The organism is Aminobacter aganoensis, from assembly GCF_014206975.1.
Lineage (GTDB): Bacteria > Pseudomonadota > Alphaproteobacteria > Rhizobiales > Rhizobiaceae > Aminobacter > Aminobacter aganoensis.
Window position 1 is genome coordinate 61993 of sequence record NZ_JACHOU010000012.1, and the last position, 16591, is coordinate 78583.

Annotated in this window: 16 protein-coding genes; 13 read left to right on the forward strand and 3 right to left on the reverse strand. The window is 63.5% G+C overall.

All coding sequences use genetic code 11. The features are described 5' to 3' along the window. Positions 1-71: 71 nt before the first annotated feature. The gene (locus tag GGR00_RS19810) at positions 72-1244 is read right to left on the reverse strand and encodes an ABC transporter substrate-binding protein (RefSeq protein ID WP_184700534.1); all 1173 of its coding nucleotides are present in this window, start codon (positions 1242-1244) and stop codon (positions 72-74) included. A gap of 315 nt (positions 1245-1559) precedes the next feature. Beyond that, a complete protein-coding gene (locus tag GGR00_RS19815) occupies positions 1560-2486 on the reverse strand; it encodes a LysR family transcriptional regulator (protein ID WP_184700535.1) in 927 nt (308 codons plus the stop codon). 214 nt (positions 2487-2700) lie between these two features. Between GGR00_RS19815 and GGR00_RS19820 the strand changes: the two genes are divergently transcribed. From GGR00_RS19820 to GGR00_RS19830, 3 genes are read left to right on the forward strand one after another with little or no spacing between them, the layout of a single operon-like run. After that, entirely contained in the window at positions 2701-3858 is a 1158-nt protein-coding gene (locus tag GGR00_RS19820) for an FAD-dependent oxidoreductase (RefSeq protein WP_184700536.1), read from the forward strand. A gap of 46 nt (positions 3859-3904) precedes the next feature. Then, a complete protein-coding gene (locus tag GGR00_RS19825) occupies positions 3905-4693 on the forward strand; it encodes an alpha/beta fold hydrolase (RefSeq protein ID WP_184700537.1) in 789 nt (262 codons plus the stop codon). Positions 4694-4707: 14 nt separating this feature from the next. Then, entirely contained in the window at positions 4708-5577 is an 870-nt protein-coding gene (locus GGR00_RS19830; protein ID WP_184700538.1) for an alpha/beta hydrolase, read from the forward strand. A 3-nt stretch (positions 5578-5580) separates the two neighbouring features. Here the strand turns inward: GGR00_RS19830 and GGR00_RS19835 are convergent, their stop codons facing one another. After that, on the reverse strand, positions 5581-6492 hold the full coding sequence (locus GGR00_RS19835) for a LysR substrate-binding domain-containing protein (RefSeq protein ID WP_184700539.1): 912 nt from the start codon (positions 6490-6492) through the stop codon (positions 5581-5583). Between the two features lie 207 nt (positions 6493-6699). On the opposite strand from GGR00_RS19835, the gene GGR00_RS19840 reads away from it, so the two are divergent. The 10 genes from GGR00_RS19840 to GGR00_RS19885 all read left to right on the forward strand — a co-directional run bounded on the left by GGR00_RS19840 (position 6700) and on the right by GGR00_RS19885 (position 16569). Further along, a complete protein-coding gene (locus GGR00_RS19840) occupies positions 6700-8133 on the forward strand; it encodes an NAD-dependent succinate-semialdehyde dehydrogenase (protein ID WP_184700540.1) in 1434 nt (477 codons plus the stop codon). A 37-nt stretch (positions 8134-8170) separates the two neighbouring features. Beyond that, on the forward strand, positions 8171-9130 hold the full coding sequence (locus tag GGR00_RS19845) for a dihydrodipicolinate synthase family protein (protein ID WP_184700541.1): 960 nt from the start codon (positions 8171-8173) through the stop codon (positions 9128-9130). A 46-nt stretch (positions 9131-9176) separates the two neighbouring features. Continuing rightward, positions 9177-9722, forward strand: coding sequence for a 3-hydroxyanthranilate 3,4-dioxygenase (locus tag GGR00_RS19850; RefSeq protein WP_184700542.1), 546 nt, complete (start codon positions 9177-9179; stop codon positions 9720-9722). A gap of 63 nt (positions 9723-9785) precedes the next feature. After that, positions 9786-10955: an ABC transporter substrate-binding protein gene (locus tag GGR00_RS19855; protein ID WP_184700543.1), complete on the forward strand. Its 1170-nt coding sequence runs from the start codon at positions 9786-9788 to the stop codon at positions 10953-10955. A 13-nt stretch (positions 10956-10968) separates the two neighbouring features. Further along, positions 10969-11955 carry an MBL fold metallo-hydrolase gene (locus tag GGR00_RS19860; protein WP_184700544.1) on the forward strand — a complete coding sequence of 329 codons (987 nt, stop codon included), beginning with the start codon at positions 10969-10971 and terminating at the stop codon, positions 11953-11955. 2 nt (positions 11956-11957) lie between these two features. After that, positions 11958-13127 carry an ABC transporter substrate-binding protein gene (locus GGR00_RS19865; RefSeq protein WP_184700545.1) on the forward strand — a complete coding sequence of 390 codons (1170 nt, stop codon included), beginning with the start codon at positions 11958-11960 and terminating at the stop codon, positions 13125-13127. A 74-nt stretch (positions 13128-13201) separates the two neighbouring features. Then, entirely contained in the window at positions 13202-14116 is a 915-nt protein-coding gene (locus GGR00_RS19870) for a branched-chain amino acid ABC transporter permease (protein WP_184700546.1), read from the forward strand. Positions 14117-14135: 19 nt separating this feature from the next. Continuing rightward, positions 14136-15119, forward strand: a complete 984-nt coding sequence (locus tag GGR00_RS19875) for a branched-chain amino acid ABC transporter permease (RefSeq protein ID WP_184700547.1) — start codon at positions 14136-14138, stop codon at positions 15117-15119. Next, a complete protein-coding gene (locus tag GGR00_RS19880; RefSeq protein WP_184700548.1) occupies positions 15116-15874 on the forward strand; it encodes an ABC transporter ATP-binding protein in 759 nt (252 codons plus the stop codon). Before GGR00_RS19875 ends, GGR00_RS19880 begins: the two co-directional genes overlap by 4 nt. After that, positions 15868-16569 (forward strand): ATP-binding cassette domain-containing protein, encoded by a 702-nt coding sequence (locus GGR00_RS19885; protein ID WP_184700549.1) that lies wholly within the window; start codon positions 15868-15870, stop codon positions 16567-16569. The genes GGR00_RS19880 and GGR00_RS19885 overlap by 7 nt, the downstream gene beginning before the upstream one ends. Positions 16570-16591: the final 22 nt, after the last annotated feature.

Genomic DNA, 16591 nt, shown 5'->3' on the forward strand with positions numbered 1-16591 from the left:
ATCCCCGTCTACTGTTCGACGGGAAATTGCCGATCCAAAAACTGTTGGCCAAGGGTATGCGTATTGCCCAATCACTCCGCCGGCATCTTGCACTCGGCGGCATAGCTGTCGCTGTGTGCGGTCAACACTTTGTTCTCGGTCTTCAGCACCATCTTGCCGTCCGGGCCTTTCTCGGCCTTGAGCGCGTACCAGTCCTGGGTTGGATGCTGGTTCGGGCCGAACTTGAACGAGCCACGCACGGTCGGGATTTCGGAAGACAGCAGCGTCTTGCGGAAGGCCGGAAGATCATCGACTCCAGCCTTCTCGAGACCGGTTCCGATCAGCAGTGCTGCATCATAGCCCTGGGCGGCGTAGTAGGTGATCGGACGGTCGCCGAACTTTGCCTTCCAGGCGGCGACGAAGCCCTTGTTGACCGGATTGTCGAAGTCATCGTTCCAGTGGCTGGTGACCTTGACGCCGAGAGCTGCATCGCCCACCGCGCCGACGATGACATGGTCGAGCGACGCCGGATGGACCACCATCGGAATATCCTTGAGCAGGCCTGCCTGCTGGTACTGACGCATGAAGGCGATGCCGAGACCACCGGGCTCGAATTCGTAGACGACGTCGGGCTTGGCGGCACGGATCTGCGCCATCTCGGCGGCGAAGTCGGTCTGGTCGAGGCCGGTATAGATCTCGCCGACCACCTCGCCCTTGTAGAAGCGCTTGAAGGCGCCCATGGTTTCCTTGCCAGCCTGGTAGTTCGGCGCGATCAGGAAGGCCTTCTTGTAGCCGAGCGACTGAGCGAGCGCGCCGGCGCTTTCGCCCTGGCTGTCGTCCTGCCACGAGCTGACGAAATAGTTGGGGTGGCAGTCCTTGCCAGCGAAAGTGGCCGACGCGGTGTTGGCGCTGACGTAGATCGCGTCGTTGTCGAGGATGTCGGGCACTGCCGCGTAGGCGACATTGGCGAAGACCATGCCGGTGAACAGCTTGATGTCCTGGTCGGACAGCATCTTCTCGGCGATCTGCTTGGCGTTACCGGGCTTCAGGCCATCATCCTCGACGACCAGTTCGACATCCTTGCCGCCGAGCTTGCCCTTGGTCTGGTCGATGGCCAGTTGGAAACCATCGCGGATGTCCTGGCCAAGATAGCCGGCCGGCCCCGACAGCGTCGTGATCATGCCGATCTTGACCGGATCCTCGGCGTAAGCCGCACTCACCGATAGCGCCAAGGCGGCAGCTGATAGAATTCCCTTCAACTTCATTTCCGTTGCTCTCCCAAAAAGTTCCCCACCACTCCGGCACCGCTGCAGCGATCTGAGCCTCGCGGTTGCGGCACCGTTGCGGACAAGCCTGATCGAACGGGAGTTGCAGCGTCAGGCGACCGTGCATCCGCGACTGAAGCGCCCGGCCTTCTTTTCAGACGGACGGGTTCGGATGAGAGGCGCAGGCAACACGCTGCTCCTCCGCAGTGTTGTCCGACCCGGCAAACTTGTCGCATCGGGCAATGGGGTAAATGGAAAACTCATCCTCCAGACATGACAAAGGGGAATAGCTGGGAAAAGACGATTACCGATGCCTCATTGCGCCAAATCCTGTGCCGTCCGTCGAAGCGTCTCGACCAGGACCTCCGCGGCCGGAGACAACCGGGCATTGGTGCGGGTGGTGATGCCGATCGGAATAGCGGTAGCCTGCAACGTCACCGGCAGGATGACGATAGCGCCAAGCGCAGCTTCGCGGCGAGCGACCTGGGCCGGGACGACCCCGAGATAGTCGGCGTCGATGAGCAGCGCCCGGTTGGTCAGGAGCGACACGGAATCCACCGCATGCGGCGGTGGCTCCAGCCCTTCTTCGCGAAAGGCAATGTCAATCTGGCGCCGCAGACTGGTTTCCTGCGGCGGGAGGATCCATTCCCAGCCGATGAGGTCGGCGAGGCTGAGATCCGTGCGCTCGGCCAAGGGATGGCCACGGCGGGCGACGACGCAGGCGATGTCATCCATCAGCACCTCCTGAACGACGTTGAGCCGGTCGCGCAGTTCGGAAAGGCGGCCGACGACCATGTCGAGTTCGCCGGCTCGCAGCGCTGGGATGAGGACGTCGTTGGTGCCCTCGACGATCTTGACGACCAGCTTGGGTCGTTCCTTGCGCAGCCGGGCAATAGCCGTCGGCAACAGCTCGGCAGCAGCCGACAACAGCGTGCCGATGGCGACGCGGCCGCCAGTGCCGTCGCGCAGGTCGGCGAGGTGCTCCTCGGCATGCGCCAGTTGGGTGATGACGAGGCGGGCATGCTCGGCCAATGTGTCACCGAACATCGTTGGCACCACGCCGCGGTTGGTGCGGTCGAACAGGTGCGCCTTGGTAATCGCCTCGATCTCCTGCAGCGCCTTGGTGACGGCCGACTGGGTCATGTTCAGCCGCTTGGCGGCCCGAACGAGGTTTCCTTCTTCCACGATGGCCACGACCATCCTCAGGTGCCGGATGGTGAGCCGGCTCGTCAAAAGCTTCATGTGAACATTCCCAATGCCTGTTCGAACATTGATATTCCAAATCCTCATAGATATTTCCAGAGAATTCACTTGTCCGCATGTCCGTTCACTGGGACTTTTCACCTGGAGGCGCGGGGTACCTTTGAGGCTGTCCGCGTGTGGAGATTTGGCTGGTGCTATCCAGGCATCGCTTGCAGACGTCGGCACGACTGCCGCACGGGAGGACAGTCCAGAGATGACCAAGACGAGTGGAACCGGACGCCGCGCGGAAATCGCGGGGGCGGGGATTGGCGGGCTCACGACAGCTGCAGCATTGGCGCAACGCGGCTGGTCGGTGACTGTGCACGAGCGGGCACCGAACCTGCGCACCTTCGGCGCCGGCATCTACATCTGGAGCAACGGTCTGCGCGTGCTTAAGGCGATAGGTGCCTATGACCAGGCAGCGGTCGGCGCCCATATCGGGCCGCAGTTCCATACCCGCGACCACGACAACACGACGATGGAGGAAATCCCCATCAACGGCCATGGCGACGCGAGGCTGATCACCATCCTGCGCGAGCAGCTGATCAATTCGCTCGTCGACACTTGCCGCCGCAGCGGCGTCGAGATCCTGACCAGTTCGGAAGCGGTGGGAGCGACTGCCGAGGGCGAGTTGCTGCTGGTCAACGGCAACAGACGCAAGGCCGACCTCGTCGTCGGCGCCGATGGCATCAATTCCAAGGTCCGGGACTCGCTCGACCTGATGATGTACCGCAAGCACCTCGGCTACGGCGCGATCCGCATGCTGATTTCTCGCGACGATGCCGACGTGCCATCAGAGGACCGCGACCGCTACATCGAGTATTTCACCGGCACGCGCCGCATTCTCTACACGCCGGCCAGCGCCACCGACCTCTATGTCGCCCTGTGCTGCGCCGCTGACGACGTTGCCGCTCTCAAGGTTCCGGCCGACCGGGCCCTGTGGACCGAATCCTTCCCACACCTCGCCCATCTCGTCTCGCGCTTCGGCGATGCCGGCCGCTGGGATGCTTTCGAGGTGGTCAAGCTCAAGAAATGGAGCAAAGGCCGGGCAGCGATCCTGGGCGACGCGGCGCACGCCATGCCGCCCTATCTCGGCCAGGGCGGCGGCTGCGCGCTGATGAACGGCATCGGACTTGCCGCCGCGGTGGCCGACGCCGCCGACATCGAACAGGCGCTGGCCGCCTGGGAAGCGCGCGAACGGCCGATCACAGAGCACACGCAGGATACGGCCGAACGCCTCGGCGACATGAATTTCTGGCCCGACGGTCTGCGCTCCCAGGTGATGAAGATCACCGGCAAGAGTCGCGAACTTGGCGCCGAGCGCATGAAGACGGCGCGCTATGCGCCTACCGCCACCGAGCCGCTCGCCTGACCAGGGAACATCGGGCGCCGCGCGCCCCAAAATTCGGAGACTTCAAATGAAATCCATCCAGATCGGCGCCAACACGCTGTCTTACGACGAGATAGGCGAAGGCGAAGTGCTGCTGCTTCTGTCAGGCTGGTGCCAGGACCATCGCCTGTTCAAGACGCTGGCACCGGAGTTGGCCAAAACCCATCGCGTCATCCGCCTGGACTGGCGCGGCCATGGCGAGCATCGCGAGCATGACGGCGACTTCACCGTCGGCGACCAGGCGTCCGACGTGGTCGCCTTCCTCGATAAGATGAACATCGACAAGCTGGTGCCGGTCTCGACCTCGCATGGAGGCTGGGCCAACATCGAGGTGACCGACCGTCTGGGTACTGCGCGCGTCCCGCGCAGCGTCGTGATCGACTGGATCCAGACCACGCCGAACGAAGACTTCTTCCGCATGATCGACCACATCCAGGATCGCACCAACTGGGAGAACGGCCGCGGCGATTTCTTCAACTACTGGATCGGCGACACCGAGAACCAGGACATCGTCAATCACGTCAACAACGAGATGGCGAAGTACAGCTTCGAAATGTGGGCGCGTTCGGGCCGCGAGATCGGCAAGGCCTACCGCAAGTGGGGCAACCCGATGCAGCGCATGGCAGCGCTGAGGGACAAGCGTCCGATCACCCACATCTATTCGCAGCCTTTCGAGCCGGAATACGCCCAGGCGCAGCTCGATTTCGCGGCGAAGAACAGTTGGTACAAGCCCAACAAGCTGCCGGGCAAGACGCACTTTCCCACACTGGAACAGCCGAAGGTGGTAGCCGACACTATCCGGGCTTTCGTCGGCTGAACTGGAGATTGCGCATGAGCGTGCTTGCCGAAGAAACCAGTTGGCCGCGCGAGGTCCTCGACCGCGATTATGGGGCCCGTGGCTCTGTAACAGCTGAGGTCTTCGAGGCTGCCATGGGTGACTACCGCAGCCGCTCCAAGGAGATGCGGGATCATGCCACGCATCTCGATGTCGTCTATGACGAGCAGAGCGGCCAGACGATCGACATTTATGGCACCGGCGGCGAAGCGCGCCCGGTGTTCGTGTTCATCCATGGCGGCTACTGGCGCATGCTGTCCAAGCACGATTCCGCCTTCATGGCGGCCATGCTGGCGAAGCAAGGTATCGCCACCGCCGTCGTCGACTACCGGCTGGCGCCCGAAGCCTCACTCGACGAGATCGTGCGCGAAGTCCGCGCGGCGATTGGCTTCCTGTGGAAAAATGGCCGCTCGTTCGGCATCGACCCCGAACGCATTTACGTAGGCGGCAGTTCCGCCGGCGGGCATCTGACTGGGACGGTGCTGTCAGGCGGCTGGCATGCGGGCGAGGGCGTGCCCGAGGATGTCATCAAGGGCGCGCTGCCGATCAGCGGGCTTTTTCATCTCGCGCCGATCTCGAAATCCTTCGTGCAGGACTGGATCAGGCTGGACGAGGCGGCCATCGCGCGGCTGAGCCCGGCCGCGAACCTGCCCGGCGTCGGTTGTCCGATTGTCGTTGCCTTTGCCGATGGCGAGCCTGATGGCTTTCGGCGCCAGTCGACGGAGTACGACCGGCTTTGGCGCGACGCCGGTTTCGCCTCGGAACTGATGGAAATCCCCGGCCGCAACCATTTCGACGTGCTGCTCGACCTCGCCTCCGAGGATACGATTCTGTCGAAGGCTCTGGTCAGACTCATAAACGGCTGAGCTTCAGGCCGTCTCGCGCGGCGTCAGCTGCTGGGCATAGCGGCGCACGACTGCCGCAAAGGCCGAGACCGCCGGCGACACCGAGCGGCCGGTGGCATGGATCAGGGACACTTCGCGCGAGATAGTGGGCTCGGCCAGGGGCTTTCCGGAAACCTCGCGAAAGCGTGCCGCCGCCAGCGCATAGGTAGGCAGCACGGCGATGCCCAGCCCGGCTTCGACCAGGGCGATAGCGGTCGTCACCTGCGTCACTTCGAAGGCCGGCTTGAACGGCATCTGCGCCATCTCGAACCCAACTTCGACCAGCAGCCGGATACCGCTGTCGCGGGTCAATGTGATCAGGGGCTGCTCCGCCAGATCGGCCCATTTGACCAACGCAGCATCGCAGAACGGGCTGCGCTGGTCGCAGAACAGCATCAGGCTGTCGCGCACCAGGGCCACCCGCTCGATGCCGTCTTCCGCCGGCGAGAAGGTGCCGAGGCCGCAATCGGCCTGGCCACTGCGCACGCTCTCGACGATCTGCTCGGTACCGACGTCGGCCAACTGCACCGAGATCCCCGGATAGCTCTTTTGAAACTCGGCGATGGCCTGCGGCAGCACCACGGAAGCGAGAAGTGGCGGGGCGGCGATGCGCAGGCGGCCGCGCCGGCGTTCGGCCAGCATGTGCACGCCTTCGACGGCGTGTTCCAGCTCCTCGATCACCTTGCTCGCCGAGTTCTGGAACTCGCGGCCGGCGTCCGTCAGCTCGACGCGGCGCGTGGTGCGGTCGAACAGGCGTACCGAAAGCTCCGCCTCAAGATCGCGGATCGCCTGCGACAAGGCCGGTTGCGCCGTACCCAGCCGCTTCGAGGCGCGCGAAAAACTGCCGAGTTCGGCCACACCCAGGAATTGCTGGATCTGCTTGATGGTGATCTTCACGCTGGAAATCTCCGGCTACCACTGGGTCAGCCGGATTGGGGACTTCCGGCACGCATCGTTCATTTATATAGAAATTAGTATTAATTTATCAGATAAATCTGTCTTGTCGATATATACGTTTCCGTCGATCTTGGTGCCCAGGACGTCGCAGCCTCCGGCTTTCGGGCGTTTCGCAGATTCATGAAACCACGGAGCCGAGACGCCCCAATGCCCAATTACCCCGATCTCCAGCTCTACATTGGAGGCGCCTGGCGCAAGACGGCTGAAACGCTGCCCGTCATCAATCCGGCCGATGAAAGCGTGATCGGCGCGGTGCCTGTGGCCTCCGCTGGTGATCTCGACGCGGCGCTGGAATCGGCCGAGCGCGGCTTCGCCACCTGGCGCAAGACCTCGCCTGCGCGCCGTGCCGAAGTGCTGCGCAAGGCAGCGTCGTTGCTGCGCGAGCGCATGGATGAAATCGCCGCCGACATCACCCGCGAGCACGGCAAACCGTTCCAGCAGGCGCGCCTGGAAGTCATCCGCGGCGCAGAGTTCTTCGAATGGGACGCCGGCGAAGCGCAGCGCATCTATGGCCGCGTCATCCCAAGTGAGCCGGGCATCCGCTACATCGTCCATCATCAGCCGATCGGCACGGTGGCGGCGTTCTCGCCATGGAACTTCCCGATGAGCCAACCGGCGCGCAAGATCGCCGGCGCGCTGGCCGCCGGCTGTTCAATCATCATCAAGGCTGCGGAAGAGACGCCGGCCGGCGCAATGCACATTGCCCGCGCCTTCCATGACGCCGGCCTTCCGGCTGGCGTGCTCAACCTCGTCTTCGGCGTGCCCGCCCAGATCTCGGAGTACCTTATCCCGCAGGAGCAGGTTCGACTGATTGCCTTCACTGGCTCCACCGCGGTCGGCAAGCGGCTGACCGGCCTTGCCGCGCAGCATGTGAAGCCGGTGCTGATGGAACTCGGCGGCCACGCTCCCGTCATCGTCTGCGACGACGCCGATCCGGTGAAGGCGGGCATCGCCTCCGCCATCCGCAAGGTGCGTAATACCGGCCAGGTCTGCACTTCGCCGACCCGCTTCTTCGTGCATGAGAAAATCTACAAGCCGTTCACCGAAGCTTTCATCGAACGCGCCCGCGCCGTGAAGGTCGGCAACGGCCTCGACGAAGGCACCGAAATGGGCCCTGTGGCCAACCATCGCCGCGTCGAAGCGATGGAAATGCTCGTCGCGGACGGGATGTCGAAAGGCGCCAAGCTGTTGCTCGGCGGAGAGCGGCCGCGCAACAGCGGCTACTTCTACCCACCGACGGTCATGGCTGAACTTCCAGACGACGCACGGGTGCTGCGCGAGGAGCCATTTGGTCCCCTCGCAGTGATCAATCCCGTCTCCTCACTGGAAGAGGCAATTGAAAAAGCCAATGGCGTGCCTTTCGGCCTCGCAGCCTACGCCTTCACCAACTCGGCCGCCAATGTCGATCAGATCACCGACGACCTGGAAGCCGGCAACGTTTCCATCAACACGCTTGAGGCTTCGGTTGCCGAGACGCCGTTCGGAGGTGTCAAGGAGAGCGGCTTCGGCCGAGAAGGTGGCGCGGAAGGCATCCTGCACTACACGGTGATCAAGAACATCTCGCACCGCATGGCGATCTAGACCGAAGCCTGCTGTTCCCGCAAAGGTTTGCAATTCGATGAAATACGACAAGAAGTCCGCCAAGGCCCATTCGAGGGCGACGATGAAGGGCATCTGGGCCGCCGCCCTGATGCCGTTCAAGGACGATCTCTCGATCAACGAGGATGGCTTCCGCCACAACGTCGACCACTGGATCGACGATCTCGGCATCGACGGCTTCTTCATCGCCGGCAAGCAGGGCGAGTTCTTCTCGATGTCGCTGGACGAGCGCAAGCGCAGTTTCGACCTCGCCGTCGACGCCTGCGCCGGCCGCGCGCAGACCATCATGTCCTGCTCCGACCAGAACATGGATGTGGTGATCGATCTCGCAAAACATGCGCAGAAGTGCGGTGCCGACTACATCGTCGTGCACGCACCGATCCTGCATTTCTTCAAGGAGCAGGATGAGACGCTGCTCAACTACTACCGCACCATTGCCGACAAGGTGGACATCGGCATCGCGCTGTGGAGCCACCCGGACAGCGGCTACCTGATGAGCCCAGAGCTGTGCAACAAGCTCGCCGACATCGAGAACGTCGTCGCCATCAAGTACTCGGTGCCGCGACCGATGTACAAGGAACTGACAGCACTCGCCGGCGACCGCATCCTCGTCAGCACGGCTTCGGAAGAGGAATGGCTAGACAACATTCTCGAGCTCAACTGGCAGCTTTATCTGTGCTCGTCGCCGCCTTACCTGATCCAGACCAAGCATGACCGTCGCATGCGCGAGTACACCGACCTTGCCTTCGCCGGCAAAGCCGAGGAAGCACGCCGCATCCGCGACAGCCTCGACCCTGTGCGTGCAGCACTGAAGCACACCCGCCCGGCCGAGAAACCACATTCGCACCAGAAGTACTGGCAGGAATTGCTGGGCCAGGCGGGCGGACGCGTGCGCTCGCCGCTGCTGGAGCTGACCGAGACAGAAAAGCGGGCCACCCGCGCCGCCTTCGAATCCTGCGGTCTGAAAACCTCGGCTTAACCTACCAAATCCGACGCTTGCGCCCCGACCCAAAGGAGGAACAACAATGACCAGACGCCTTTCGGCCTTCAGCTTCTCGAAGTGGATCGACGAGCACGCCCACCTGCTCAAGCCGCCTGTCGGCAACCAGCAGATCTGGGAAGACGCCGACCTGATGGTGACTGTTGTCGGCGGCCCCAACAAGCGAACCGACTATCACGACGATCCGGTCGAGGAGTTCTTCTACCAGCTCAAGGGCGACATGATGCTGAAGGTGGTGGATAACGGCAATTTCTACGACGTGCCGATCCGCGAGGGCGAGATCTTCCTTCTGCCGCCGCATGTGCGCCACTCGCCGCAGCGCCCGCAGGAAGGCTCCATCGGCCTCGTCGTCGAGCCCAAGCGCAATGACGGCTTGCTCGACGCCTTCGAATGGTACTGCTTCGAGTGCAACGGGCTGGTCAAGCGCGTCGAGGTCACGCTGAAGAGCATCGTCCGCGACCTGCCGCCGATCTACCAGGCGTTCTACGCCGACGAGAAGGCGCGCACCTGCCCGCATTGCGGCGCGCTCCATCCGGGCAAGACCCCGCCGGAAGGCTGGGTGAAGCTCTAGTCCGATCGCATTGTCGTAGCGGTCCGCCTACGGCGGATTGCTCCAGCTCAGGATTTTCCAGGCATGAAACTGAAGTCTTCGCTCACGGCCTTCGCGGCCACCTCGCTTTTCGCCTCGAGCGCGCTTGCTCAGGACCCGGTCAAGATCGGCATGATCACGACGCTTTCCGGACCTGCAGGCTATCTCGGCCAGGACGTGCGCGACGGCTTTCAGCTCGCGATCGACATGGAAGGCGGCAAACTTGGAGGCGTGCCCGTCAAGGTGCTGGTGGAAGATGATGGCCTCAAGCCGGGCAATGGCCGGCAGATCGCCGACAAATTCCTGAACGACGAAGGCGTGAAGCTCTTCACCGGCATCGTCTTCTCAAACGTCGCGGGCGCTACGGTTCCCGAGATCGTCGACGCCGACGCGATCTTCGTCAGCCCGAATGCGGGCCCGTCCGAATTCGCCGGAAAGGGATGCCACCCCAACTACTTCGTTCTCTCGTGGCTGACCGATACGATGCAGGGCAGCGCCGGTCAGAATGCCACCGATCTCGGTTACAAGAAGGCCTTCGTGCTGGCGCCGAACTACCAGGCGGGCAAGGACGCGATCACGGGCTTCAAGCGCTACTTCAAGGGCGAGATTTCCGGCGAGATCTATACCCGTCTCGACCAGACCGACTTCGCCGCCGAGATGGCGCTGATCAAGGCGGCCAATCCGGACGTCGTGTTCCAGTTCCAGCCCGGCGGCCTGGGCATCGCCTTCCTTCGCCAGTACCAGCAGTCGGGCCTGCTCGGCGCAGTACCGATGGTCATTTCCGAACCGTCGATGGATCACGCCATCCTCAAGGCAGTGGGCGAGGCGGCCGAGGGATTGAACGTGTCGGGTTCATGGAACACCGACCTCGACAACGAGACCAACCGCGCGTTCGTCGCCAAGTTCGCAGACACCTACAAGCGCACGCCTACCATGTATGCGGCGCAGGGCTACGATACGGCGCTCGCCATCGCCTCCGCGCTCGAGCAGACCGAAGGCGACGTCGAGGACATCGAAGCCTTCCGTGCCGCGCTGCTCAAGACCGAGTTCAAGACCACGCGGGGCAGCATCAGCTTCGGCAAGAACCAGCATCCAGTGCAGGACTGGTACGCCATGCAGGTGGTCAAGGATGACGCCGGCGAGATGACGCTCAAGACCCGCAAGAAATTGCTGAGCGCGCATGGCGATCCGTTCGCCGGCGAATGCGACCTCTGAGGCGGCTCAAGGAATGAAGGTCACGCGTCGACGCATAGGTGAACTCGGCATCGACCTGGAGCAGCTTCGCGCTGGTCAGGCAGTGGTGACGTGCATCCCCGACATGGCCAATGTCGCATGGCCGGCAAAGGCTATCTTCGCCGGCCTTTCCCGAGAGGACCTGGAAGCTGCTGCCCAACGGTCGCCTGCGGGCACGGTGGATTCGGCCGGGGATACCGTCGCGCTCAGCTTCAACTGTTATGTCATCGAGACACCCCATTATGTCGCGCTGATCGATGGCGGCATCGGCGACGGCAAGGAGAGACCGCACCGACCAGCCTGGCATCGCCGCGAGACCCGGTTCCTCGATACGCTCCAGGCGATCGGAATTTCGCCCGAGCGCGTCGACATCGTCATCAACACGCATCTGCACGCCGACCATGTCGGCTGGAATACAAGGCGCGAAGGCGAGACCTGGCGGCCGACCTTCCCCAATGCGCGCTATGTCGTCGCTGAAGCCGAACTGGCCCACTGGACGAACGTCCACGAAGCTTCGGCCGATGGCAATACGCTGCATGGCGCCTTTGCGGATAGCGTGTTGCCCATCATCCAGTCGGTCGGCTTCGAGGCCGTTGCTTCGGATGCCGAGGTCGTTGCCGGCCTCAGCTTGCGGTCGTCGCCTGGGCATTCGCCGGGCATGGTTGTCGTTGCGCTCGACACGAACGAGGGCGAGGTGCTGTTCCTGGCCGATGCCGTCCACCATCCGCTGCAACTCGGCGACGATGGCATCGTCTGCAATTTCTGCGAAGACCCGGTCCAGGCGCGTGCGACGCGGCTTGACCTGCTCGGCAAGGCGGCCGCGGCCGGCACTGTACTCGCGCCCTATCATTTTCCCGCTCCTGTCTTCGGCCGGCTGACGGCAGAGGCGGCTTCGTTCCGGTTCGTGCCTCTCGACATCGAGATGCCCGGCCAGCCGGCACCAAACATGCGCGCTGAAATGCGCCGACCAGAGGGGAACTGACGATGAATTTGAGGAAAGCATTTCTTGCCGCTTCGATCGCAGCACTCGCGGCGTTTCCGGCGGCTGCCGCAGATCCGGTCAAGATCGGCATGATCACCACCCTGTCGGGTCCGGCAGGCTATCTCGGCCAGGACATCCGCGACGGCTTCAAGCTGGCGATGGATCTCGAAGGCGGCAAGCTCGGTGGCGTACCGGTCGAGTTGCTGGTCGAGGACGACGGCCTGAAGCCGGGCCAAGGCAAGCAGATCGCCGAACGTTTCCTCGGCGAGGAAGGCATCAAGCTGTTTACCGGCATCGTCTTCTCCAACGTCGCCGGCGCCACCATTCCCGACATCGTCGACAATGACGCCTTCTATGTCAGCCCCAATGCCGCGCCCTCGAACATGGCCGGCAAGGAGTGCAACCAGAACTATTTCGTCGTCTCCTGGCAGAACGACAGCCTGCATGAGAGTGCCGGCCAGAACGCCACCAATCTCGGCTACAAGAAGGCCTTCGTCCTGGCCCCGAACTACCAGGCCGGCAAGGATGCCATCGCCGGCTTCAAGCGCTACTTCAAGGGCGAGATCGCTGGCGAGATCTACACCCGCCTCGACCAGACCGACTTTGCCGCCGAACTCGCGCAGGTCCGCGCGGCCAAGCCCGACGTGGTGTTCCAGTTCCATCCTGGCGGCCTCGGCATTACCTTCCTGCGCCAGTACGAGCAGGCTGGACTGATGAAGGAAATCCCCATGGTCGTGGCCGAGCCGTCGATGGACGGCGTGACGCTCGCCGCCGTCGGCGACGCCGCTCTCGGCCTCAACGTGACGAGCCACTGGAACTCCGACTTTGACAATGCCGCCAACAAGACGTTCATGGAGGCTTGGAACAAGGCCTACAACCGCCCGGTCACCTACTATGCCAGCCAGGGCTATGACGCCGCACTCGCCTACGCCTCGGCGCTGAAGGCCACCGGCGGCAACCTGGACGACGCCGACGCGTTCCGCGACGCACTGCGCAAGGCCGACTTCGAATCCGTGCGCGGCAAGTTCGCTTTCGGTCCCAATCAGCATCCTGTCCAGAACTGGTATGCCCTTAAGGTCGAGAAGGGCGAGGACGGCAAGCCGATGCTCAAGACAGTCGGCGAGGTGTTCCAGGACCACGGCGACGCCTATTCGGCCGAATGCAAGATGTAATTCCGGCGATGCCAGTCGGGGGAGCCGGCTCATACCGTCTCCCCGAGAATTTCCCCGCGTGAAGTGATCCCGAAATGACGCTCTTCCTCGAACAATTGCTCAACGGCGTGCAGTTCGGCGTGATGCTGTTCCTGCTGGCCGCCGGACTGACGCTGATCTTCGGCATCATGGGCGTCATCAACCTGGCGCATGGCTCGATCTACATGATCGGCGCCTATGCCGGGACCTGGGTCGCCACGGAGACCGGCTCGTTCTGGCTCGGCATTCCGGCAGCGCTTACGGCTGCTGCCGTTGCCGGCGTCGCCATCGAGTTCCTTGTGGTGCGCCGGCTCTATCAGCGTGATCACCTCGACCAGGTGCTCGCGACCTTCGGTCTGATCCTGATCTTCAACCAGACGGTCACCATCCTGTTCGGGCGCCAGCCGCTGTTTGTATCGATGCCGGCGTTGCTGGACGGGTCGGTCGAGCTGCTGCCGGGCCTGTTCTATCCGATCTACCGCCTCGCCATCATCGTCGTCGGCCTGCTGGTCGCCGTGGGGCTGTACCTGCTGATCAACAAGACACGCATTGGCATGCTGGTGCGCGCGGGCTCGACCAATCGCGAGATGGTGCGGGCGCTCGGCGTCGACATCCGCCTGCTCTACACGCTGGTGTTCGGCCTCGGCGCGCTGCTCGCGGGCCTCGCCGGCTTCATGGCCGGACCGATCCTGGCGGTGCAGGTGGGCATGGGCGAGCAGATCCTGATCACCACCTTCGTCGTCGTCGTCATCGGCGGCGTCGGCTCGATCCGCGGCGCGTTCTTCGCCAGCCTGGTGCTCGGCATCGTCGACACCGGCCTGCGTGCCTATCTCCCCGGCCTGTTGCGCCAGGTGATGGTCGGCTCCGAGGCCGACGCGCTGGGCGCCGGCATCTCGTCGATGGGCATCTATCTTCTGATGGCGATCGTGCTTCTCATCCGGCCGAAAGGCCTCTTCATCCGCAATTCCTGAGTTGGGCACCGCTTCGCCAATGGAAACTTCACTCAAGCGACCCGTACTGCTTGCCAGCGTGGTGATCGCACTCATCGCCCTGCCGCTGGTGGCGGACGCCACGGGCTACACCGCGCTGACGTCGCTGGCGACGCGCGTGCTGATCTACGGCATCGCCGCGGCCAGCCTTAACTTCGTGCTTGGCTATGGCGGCATGGTCAGCTTCGGCCACGCGGCGTTCTTCGGCATCGGAGGCTATGTCGTCGGCATCCTCTATCAGCACTATACACTGGGCGAGCCGTTGCTCGGGTTCATACCGGGTACCAACCAGATGCTGATCACCTTGCCTGCGGCAATCGTCATCAGCGGCCTGATGGCGGCACTCATCGGCGCGCTGTCGCTGCGCACCGGCGGCGTGCAGTTCATCATGATTACGCTCGCCTTCGCCCAGATGCTGTTTTTCCTGTTCGTGTCGCTCAAGACCTATGGCGGCGACGACGGCCTGATCATCCGCCGCGCCAACGAACTGCCCGGCCTCAACATGCGCGACAAACAGACGGTCTATTATGTCTGCCTCGCCGTTGCGGTGCTGTTTTTCTTCATGCTCTGGCGCCTGGTCAATTCCCGCTTCGGCAACGTCATCGTCGGCCTGCGCCAGAGCGAGCGACGCATAGCGGCGATCGGCCTGCCAGCCTATCGCTACAAGCTGATGGCCTTCGTCATCTCGGGCATGGGCTGCGGCCTTGCCGGTGCGCTGATGGCCAACTTCCTGCGCTTCGCCAGCCCCGACATGTTGCACTGGACCAAGTCGGGCGAGCTGATGGTGATGGTCATCCTCGGCGGCGTCGGCACGCTGTTCGGCCCGCTCATCGGTGCGGCCGTGTTCATCGTACTCGAAACGCTGCTCGCCTCATGGACGGAGAACTGGCAGCTCGGCCTCGGCCTCATCCTGCTTTTCGTCGTGCTCTATACGCAAGGTGGTGTGCAGGCGCTTGGCGCGCGGCTGTTCGGGAGGCGCGCATGAGCCAGCCCATCCTCAACGTCCGTGGCCTGGTCAAGCGCTTCGGCGGCCTGCTTGCCACCGACCATGTCGACATCACCGTCAATCCGGGCGAGATCCACGCGCTGATCGGCCCCAACGGCGCCGGCAAGACGACGCTGATCTCGCAGCTGATGGGCGAGCTGAAGCCAAACGAGGGCACCGTCGAGATCGACGGCCGCAGCGTCGACGGCCTGCCGACGGCAAAACGCGTCGGTCTCGGTTTAGCGCGCACCTTCCAGATCACCTGCCTGCTGCCCGACTATACAGTACGCGACAACGTCGCCATCGCCGTGCAGATCCGCCAGGGCCACAGCTTCCGCTTCTGGAGCGCTGTCCGCCGCGAGAAGGCACTCGCCGAAGAGGCGACGCATTTCCTTGCCACCGTCGGGCTCGAAGGTCGTGCCGACGATCTGGTCGCGAACCTCTCCCACGGCGAGCAGAAGCAGCTGGAACTCGCAGTAGCGCTGGCGACCAAGCCGCGCCTCCTGCTGCTCGACGAGCCGATGGCAGGTCTCGGCCATGTCGAGAGCCAGCAGATGATCGAGATCCTGCGCGAGCTGAAAAGCCAGGTCGCCATGCTCCTGGTCGAACACGACATGGAGGCGGTCTTCGCGCTCGCCGACCGCGTCTCGGTGCTGGTCTACGGACGCGTCATCGCCACGGGCTCGGTCGACGAGATCAGGGACAATCCGGAAGTACGCACCGCCTATCTGGGCGAAGGAGACGAGCTGTGCTGAGCGTCGCCAAACTGCAATCGGGCTATGGCCGCAGCCAGGTGCTCTTCGACGTCGAGCTGGAGATCGGAGATGGCGAAGTCGTGACGCTGCTCGGCCGCAACGGCATGGGCAAGACGACCACGGTCAAGTCGATCATGGGGCTCGTCCGGCCGATGTCGGGCGAGGTGCGCTTCGCCGGCCGTGACGTTCGCGGCGCGGCGCCGGAGACGGTGGCCCGCCTCGGTGTCGGCCTGGTGCCGGAAGGACGGCAGACCTTTGCCACGCTCTCAGTGCGCGAGAACCTCGTCGCCACCGCCGCCAATCGTCTCGGCCGCAAGGAGCCGTGGACACTGGAGCGCGTCTACGCATTGTTTCCGAGGCTCAAGGAGCGGGCAGGGCAGGCGGCCGGAACCCTGTCGGGCGGTGAGCAGCAGATGCTGGTCGTCAGCCGCGCGCTGATGACCAATCCGAAACTGCTCATCCTCGACGAGGCGACGGAAGGGTTGGCACCCGTCATCCGCGCCGAGATATGGGGCTGCATCGAAGCGTTGAAGGCGGAAGGCCAGTCGATCCTGTTGATCGACAAGAACCTCAACGTGCTGAAGCGCCTGGCCGACCGCCACTACATCCTCGAAAAGGGCCGCACCGTCTGGTCCGGCACCGGCGCCGACCTGACCGAAAACGCCGAACTGGTACAGCGTTATGTCGGGCTCTAGGTTGCCAGACGCACCAAGCGGT

Coding starts and splice junctions, on each gene's coding strand:
- GGR00_RS19810 (WP_184700534.1), bottom strand. CDS start 1,244: ATGAAGTTGAAGGGAATTCTATCAGCTGCCGCCTTGGCGCTATCGGTG.
- GGR00_RS19815 (WP_184700535.1), bottom strand. CDS start 2,486: ATGAAGCTTTTGACGAGCCGGCTCACCATCCGGCACCTGAGGATGGTC.
- GGR00_RS19820 (WP_184700536.1), top strand. CDS start 2,701: ATGACCAAGACGAGTGGAACCGGACGCCGCGCGGAAATCGCGGGGGCG.
- GGR00_RS19825 (WP_184700537.1), top strand. CDS start 3,905: ATGAAATCCATCCAGATCGGCGCCAACACGCTGTCTTACGACGAGATA.
- GGR00_RS19830 (WP_184700538.1), top strand. CDS start 4,708: ATGAGCGTGCTTGCCGAAGAAACCAGTTGGCCGCGCGAGGTCCTCGAC.
- GGR00_RS19840 (WP_184700540.1), top strand. CDS start 6,700: ATGCCCAATTACCCCGATCTCCAGCTCTACATTGGAGGCGCCTGGCGC.
- GGR00_RS19845 (WP_184700541.1), top strand. CDS start 8,171: ATGAAATACGACAAGAAGTCCGCCAAGGCCCATTCGAGGGCGACGATG.
- GGR00_RS19850 (WP_184700542.1), top strand. CDS start 9,177: ATGACCAGACGCCTTTCGGCCTTCAGCTTCTCGAAGTGGATCGACGAG.
- GGR00_RS19855 (WP_184700543.1), top strand. CDS start 9,786: ATGAAACTGAAGTCTTCGCTCACGGCCTTCGCGGCCACCTCGCTTTTC.
- GGR00_RS19860 (WP_184700544.1), top strand. CDS start 10,969: ATGAAGGTCACGCGTCGACGCATAGGTGAACTCGGCATCGACCTGGAG.
- GGR00_RS19865 (WP_184700545.1), top strand. CDS start 11,958: ATGAATTTGAGGAAAGCATTTCTTGCCGCTTCGATCGCAGCACTCGCG.
- GGR00_RS19870 (WP_184700546.1), top strand. CDS start 13,202: ATGACGCTCTTCCTCGAACAATTGCTCAACGGCGTGCAGTTCGGCGTG.
- GGR00_RS19875 (WP_184700547.1), top strand. CDS start 14,136: ATGGAAACTTCACTCAAGCGACCCGTACTGCTTGCCAGCGTGGTGATC.
- GGR00_RS19880 (WP_184700548.1), top strand. CDS start 15,116: ATGAGCCAGCCCATCCTCAACGTCCGTGGCCTGGTCAAGCGCTTCGGC.